The organism is Bradyrhizobium sp., assembly GCF_028868675.1.
GTDB lineage: Bacteria > Pseudomonadota > Alphaproteobacteria > Rhizobiales > Xanthobacteraceae > Bradyrhizobium.
Genome location: NZ_JAGWUA010000246.1, coordinates 1 through 6,204, shown reverse-complemented (window position 1 = coordinate 6,204; position 6,204 = coordinate 1). Strand labels below are relative to the sequence as shown.

Below are 6,204 nucleotides of genomic sequence, written 5' to 3'. Positions count from 1 at the left end.
TCGCGGCCGTTGCCGGACTGCTTGTAGCCGCCGAACGGCGCGGTGCGGTCGTTCGGCACGCCCTGCAGGTTGACGTTGCCGGCGCGGATCTGGCGCGCGACCTTCCTGGCGTGCTCGACGGTGTCCGCCGAGACGTAGCCGGCAAGTCCGTAGGGCGTGTCGTTGGCGATGCGCACGGCGTCGGCTTCATCCTTGGCGCCGATGATGGTCAGCACCGGCCCGAAGATTTCCTCGCGCGCGATCGTCATCTCGTTGGTGACGTCGGCGAAGATGGTCGGGCGGACGTAGAAGCCCTTGTTGACGCCCTCGGGCAGGCCCGGACCGCCGGCAACGAGGGTAGCGCCCTCGTCGATGCCCTTCTTGATCAGCGCCTGGATCTTGTCCCACTGACCGCGGTTGACGACCGGGCCGATGGTGGTGCCCTCGCCGCGCGGATCGCCGGCCTTGGTCTTGTCGGCCACCGCCTTCGCGATCGCGGCCACTTCCTTCATCCTGGACAGCGGCACGATCATGCGCGAGGGCGCGTTGCAGGACTGGCCGGAGTTGTTGAACATGTGCATCACGCCGCCGGCCACCGCCTTGTTGAGGTCGGCGCCTTCGAGGATGAGGTTCGGCGACTTGCCGCCGAGCTCCTGGCTGACGCGCTTGACCGTCGGCGCCGCGCGCTTGGCGACGTCGATGCCGGCGCGGGTCGAGCCGGTGAAGGAGATCATGTCGATGTTCGGGTGCTCGCTCATGGCGGCGCCGACTTCGGGCCCGAGGCCGTTGACCAGGTTGAAGACGCCCTTCGGCACGCCGGCTTCATGGAGGATTTCCGCGAAGATCAGCGCGCAGGTCGGGGTGAACTCCGACGGCTTCAGGATCATGGTGCAGCCGGCGGCGAGCGCGGGCGCCACCTTGCAGGCGATCTGGTTCATCGGCCAGTTCCAGGGCGTGATCATGCCGACGACGCCGACGGGCTCGCGCAGCACGGTCGCGGTGCCGACCTGTTCCTCGAAATGGTAGTTCTTGAGCACTTCGAGCGTGGTCATGAGGTGGCCGAGGCCGGCGCCGGCCTGCAGCTTCTCGGCCATCGGCAGCGGCGCGCCCATCTCGTCGGAAATGGCTGCGCCGATGTCCTTCATGCGGCCCTTGTAGATCTCGACGATCTTGGAGAGCAGCGCAACGCGCTCCTCGCGGCTGGTCTGGGACCAGGTCTCGAAGGCGCGCTTGGCGGCGGCGACGGCCTTGTCGACATCGGCCTTGGAGCCCAGCGCAATCTCGTACATCGCCTCTTCCGTCGCCGGATTGACCACGGAGATGGACTTCTTGACGGCGGAATCGACCCAGGCGCCATCGATGTAAAATTGCGAGCGATTGACCATCGTAAAACCTCTTCTTCGGAAGCTGGTGGGGGCGTTTCGGCAGGCATCCTTGCACGAAAGCGCCGGCAATTGAACCCGCCATATGTGGGCCCAGCGTTGCGGCGGACGAAGGCGGAATATGGGACGCATCGACGCCGGGGGCAAGCGCGGCTCTGGGTCCCGCGTGGCTTGGTCCCGGCTCAGCGTCGCGTCATTTCATGCCGCGCCGGGTCCGGGACACGAAATTGTGCCGAGCCCGATCATTCTCGTGCCCCGGACGCAGCGCAGCGCTTCTTCAGCGGTGCGCTGCTGCGCCGGGGCCTACCCTTCAGCCGCGTTCATACCGCCATCTTCCGATGCAGGACCGGGGCGCCGGTGGTGAGGCTTTCCGCCGCATCGATGATGGCGTTGGCGTCCAGGCCGTGTTGGCGGTAGAGGTCGGCAATCGTGCCCGTCTGGCCGAACTGCTCGACGCCGAGCGCCTCGACGCGTTGGCCGCGGACGCTGCCGAGCCAACCGAGCGTCGCCGGATGGCCGTCGAGCACGGTCACGATGCCGCAGTCGCGCGGCAGCGGCGCCAGCAGTCTTTCGATATGGCTGAGATGCTGCACGCCCCGGCGATCACGGCGCAATTTCCGCGCGGCGGTCCAGCCCGCGTGCAGGCGATCGGCCGAGGTGATCGCGAGCAGGCCAACGTCGCGGCGGCTCTCGCCGATGAAGCCGGTGGCTTCGATCGCCTCGGGCGCGACCGCGCCGGCATAGGCGATCACGACCTCGGCATTGGGCCCGGGCTTGCGCAGCCAATAGGCGCCGTCGGTGATGGCCTTCTCCAGCTCAGGCGTCATGATCCGCTGCACCTGCTCGATGGTCCGCGTCGAGAGCCGCAAGTAGACCGAGCCGCCCTCGCCTGCCTCGCGCTGCATGTGGGCGAAGCCGAACGCCATGATCGCGGCGAGTTCGTCGACGAAGGCCGGCTCGAACGAGGCGAGCCCGTCCTGCGCCATGCCGATCAGCGGCGTCGCGATCGACTGGTGCGCGCCGCCCTCCGGCGAGAGCGTGATGCCGGATGGCGTCGCCGCCACCATGAAGCGGGCGTCCTGGTAGCAGGCATAGTTCAGTGCATCGAGGCCGCGCTCGATGAAGGGATCGTAGAGCGTGCCGACCGGCAGGAGCCGTTCGCCGTTGATCTGGTGCGACAGGCCGAGCGCCGACAGCATGATGAACAGGTTCATCTCGGCGATGCCGAGCTCGAGGTGCTGGCCCTTGGGGGAGGCCGCCCAGTTGAACGTCGAGGGAATTTTCTCGCTGCGGAACAAGTCCGCCTTCTCCGCGCGCGCGAACAGGCCGCGCCGGTTGACCCAGGGACCGAGATTGGTCGAGACGGTAACGTCGGGCGAGGTCGTGACGATGCGCCGGGCCAGTTCGCTGTCGCTGCGCGCGATCTCGTTGAGCACGAGGCCAAAGCCCTGCTGGGTCGACATCTGGGCCGATGGCTTGAAGGCGAGCTGAGCCGGCACCTCGACCACGGGCGCGCTGAGCCGACGGCCGTCCCGATTGAACGGCACGCGGACGAGGAACGCTTCGAGAGCAGCTTCATCCTGCGCGAGCCCCTCGAACCTGTCCCATTCATGCCCGGGCCGGATGTTCTGGCTGTCGCGATACTTCTCCATCTGCGCGACCGTCATCAGGCCGGCATGGTTGTCCTTGTGGCCCTGGAACGGCAAGCCGACGCCCTTGATGGTGTAGGCGATGAAGCAGACCGGGCGGTCGTGGTCGATGGACTCGAAGGCCTCCAGCATGCTCGCCATGTCGTGGCCGCCGAGATTGGACATCAGCGCCAGCAGCTCGTCGTCGCTGCGGCGATTGATCAGCTTCGTGACCGGCCCCTGGTCGCCGATCTCGTCCTGAAGATGCTTGCGGAAGGCTCCCCCGCCCTGGAAACAGAGCGCCGCGTAGAGCGCGTTCGGGCAGTTGTCGATCCAGCTCTTCAACGCCTCCCCGCCCGGCTCGGCAAAGGCGTCGCGCATCAGGCGGCCGTATTTCACGATCACCACGTCCCAGCCGAAATTGCGGAACACGGTCTCGAATTTTTCCCACAGACCCTCGCGGACGACGGCGTCGAGCGACTGCCTGTTGTAGTCGACCACCCACCAGGTGTTGCGCAGGCCATGCTTCCAGCCCTCCACCAGCGCCTCGAAGATGTTGCCCTCGTCCATCTCGGCATCGCCGACCAGCGCGATCATCCGACCTTGGCGGCGATCCTTCATCCAGCCATGCGCCTTGACGTAGTCCTGCACCAGCGAGGAGAACAGCGTCTGCGCGACGCCGAGGCCGACCGAGCCGGTCGAGAAGTCGACGTCGTCGGTGTCCTTGGTGCGCGAGGGATAGGACTGCGCGCCCTTGAAACCGCGGAAGTTCTCCAGCTTCTCCCGGCTCTGCCGGCCGAACAGATACTGGATGGCATGGAACACCGGACTCGCATGCGGCTTCACCGCGACGCGGTCCTCGGGCCGCAGCACCGAGAAATAGAGCGCCGACATGATGGTGGCGAGCGAGGCGGAGGAGGCCTGATGGCCGCCGACCTTCAGCCCATCCGCATTGGGACGGATGTGGTTGGCGTGGTGGATGGTCCACGACGACAGCCACAGCACCTTGCGGCTGAGGGCGGACAGGGTTTCGAGGCGGGCGGGCTCAACGGGCATGGCGATGCTCCGGAATTCGATGCCGCATCATACCCCTCGGCAGTCCGCTGAAATTCTCAAATTTTCGCGCCGCACCCGCCACGATTGGGATAATTTACCAACGAACATGCTAACCGCACAGGTTCCATCCCAATGTCAGACCTCGACGCCATCGACCGCAAAATCCTCGCGCTGCTGCAGACCGACAGCCGGCTGACCATGCAGGAGCTCGCCGACAAGGTCGGGCTGTCGGTGTCGCCCTGCCACCGCCGGGTCAAGCTGCTGGAGGAGCGCGGCGTCATCACCCGCTATGTCGCGACCGTCGACCAGAAGGCGCTGGGACTGCACGTCAGCGTCTTCATCTCGATCAAACTGGCGCGGCAGAAGGAGGAGGACCTCAACCGCTTCGCGCGAGCGATCTCGAAATGGGACGAGGTGCTGGAATGCTATCTGATGACGGGAAACCGCGACTACCTGCTGCGCGTGGTTGCGGCGGACCTGTCGTCCTACGAGGCGTTCCTGAAGAACAAGCTGACCCGGCTCGACGGCATCGCCTCGATCGAGTCGAGCTTTGCGCTGAGCCAGGTGAAGTACTCGATCGCGCTGCCGGTGTAGCTCATCGCCACGGCTCGACGATGATCTTCGTATCCGCCTCGGGATTGGCGAGGTCGGCAAAGGCCTTGGCGACCGCCGCGACGGACTTGCGCGACCGCGTCAGGCGTTCGGCGAACGCTCTTCCAGAATCAGGAGCTGCGAGCGGCGGACGCGCTCGCGGTGCGCGATGTAGAGGCCGCTGGCGACGATGAAGGCAGCGCCCGTCACCGTCCAGACATCCGGCACTTCCCCGAACACCAGGAAGCCCAAAATGCTGACCCACAGCAACTGCGTGTAGGAGAACGGCGCGAGCACCGAGGCGTCACCGTAGCGGAAGGCCAGCACGACGATCCACTGCCCGGCGGTGGAGGCAAAACCGATGAAGATGCCGAACAGGATGGCCTGCCAGGTCGGCGCGACCCAGACGAACGGCACGAGCAGCGTGAGGATGGCAAGCCCGGTCAGCGCCGAATAGGTCATCGTGGTGATGACATCCTCGCGGCCGCTCATCATGCGGGTCATGATCAGCGTCGTCGCCCAGGACAGGGCCGAGATGATCGGGAAGAAGGCGGCCGCATGGAACGCGCTGGTGCCCGGCCGCAGGATGATCAGCACGCCGAGCAAGCCGACGCCGGTCGCGATCCAGCGCCGCAGGCCGACCTTCTCGCCGAGGAACACGATCGAGAGCGCGGTGACGAACAGCGGCGACACGAATCCGGTGGCGGAGGCCTCCGCGATCGGCAGGAAGCGCAGGCCGGTAATGAAGAACAGCGAGGAGCCGAGTAGTGCCGCGCCGCGCATCAACTGGAAGCGCAGCCGCTCGGTCCGCATCGCGTAGAGCGGCGAGGCCGGGATCATCGCCGGAACCATGATCAGCGCGAACGTCAGGAAACGGATCCAGGTGATCTCGATCGAGGGCAGGCTCGACGACAGATATTTTGCGGTGACGTCTGAGGAGCCCAGGAACACCGTCGACAGCAGGATCAGTGCGATGCCCTTGAACGGTCGGTCGGTGCGCGCCGGCACGCGGCGGGCGGCCGGCTTCTTCTCGGGCACGGGTATCGACACACTGTCCAGCCTTGCGGCTGCGGCGGGCGGCGGGGTCACGGCGGGAACTCGGACGAAAGACGAATCGGGTGAGCCGGTAAAAAACGACAAAAGCGCCCGCCTCACAACTTCAGAAAACAGGATGCCGATATGCGCGGACCGCCACGCCGGTCAACGCTCCCTTAACGAGGCACCCTTGCGCTACAGCATGGGCAGACCGCGCGGCTTCGGGCCGCGCGGAAACACCGCATCGAGCGCCGCGACGTCGTCTGCGGCGAGCGCGAAGTCGCCGGCGGCCGCATTTTCGCCCGCATGTTCGGCGCTTCCGGCCTTCGGGATCGCGAACACCGGATTGGCCCGGGTCAGGAAGCCCAGCGCGACCTGGCGCGGCGTGGCGCGGTGGGCATCGGCGATGCGCGCGAGCACCTCGCCGCCCCTGGAGCGCGGCCCCGGAAAATCATCATGGCCGAACGGCGAATAGGCCACCACCGCGACGCCGTGCCGCTCGCACCAGGGGATCACCGCATGCTCGATCGCCC

At 66.5% G+C, this 6,204-nt stretch carries 5 protein-coding genes; 1 reads left to right on the top strand and 4 read right to left on the bottom strand.

Going from position 1 to position 6,204, the window contains the following annotated elements:
* Both KGM94_RS22590 and KGM94_RS22585 read right to left on the bottom strand, forming a co-directional pair.
* Positions 1 to 1,364 (bottom strand): aldehyde dehydrogenase family protein (locus tag KGM94_RS22590; protein ID WP_300264279.1); only part of this gene is annotated, 1,364 nt, incomplete at its 3' end.
* Between the two features lie 317 nt (positions 1,365 to 1,681).
* Positions 1,682 to 4,045, bottom strand: coding sequence for a transketolase (locus KGM94_RS22585; RefSeq protein ID WP_300264277.1), 2,364 nt, complete (start codon positions 4,043 to 4,045; stop codon positions 1,682 to 1,684).
* A gap of 132 nt (positions 4,046 to 4,177) precedes the next feature.
* On the opposite strand from KGM94_RS22585, the gene KGM94_RS22580 reads away from it, so the two are divergent.
* Positions 4,178 to 4,639, top strand: a complete 462-nt coding sequence (locus KGM94_RS22580; RefSeq protein ID WP_300264276.1) for an Lrp/AsnC family transcriptional regulator — start codon at positions 4,178 to 4,180, stop codon at positions 4,637 to 4,639.
* Positions 4,640 to 4,738: 99 nt separating this feature from the next.
* Here the strand turns inward: KGM94_RS22580 and KGM94_RS22575 are convergent, their stop codons facing one another.
* Complete coding sequence (locus tag KGM94_RS22575) at positions 4,739 to 5,686, bottom strand: DMT family transporter (RefSeq protein WP_300264274.1); 948 nt, start codon at positions 5,684 to 5,686, stop codon at positions 4,739 to 4,741.
* A gap of 180 nt (positions 5,687 to 5,866) precedes the next feature.
* Positions 5,867 to 6,204 (bottom strand): aldo/keto reductase (locus KGM94_RS22570; protein WP_300264272.1); only part of this gene is annotated, 338 nt, incomplete at its 5' end.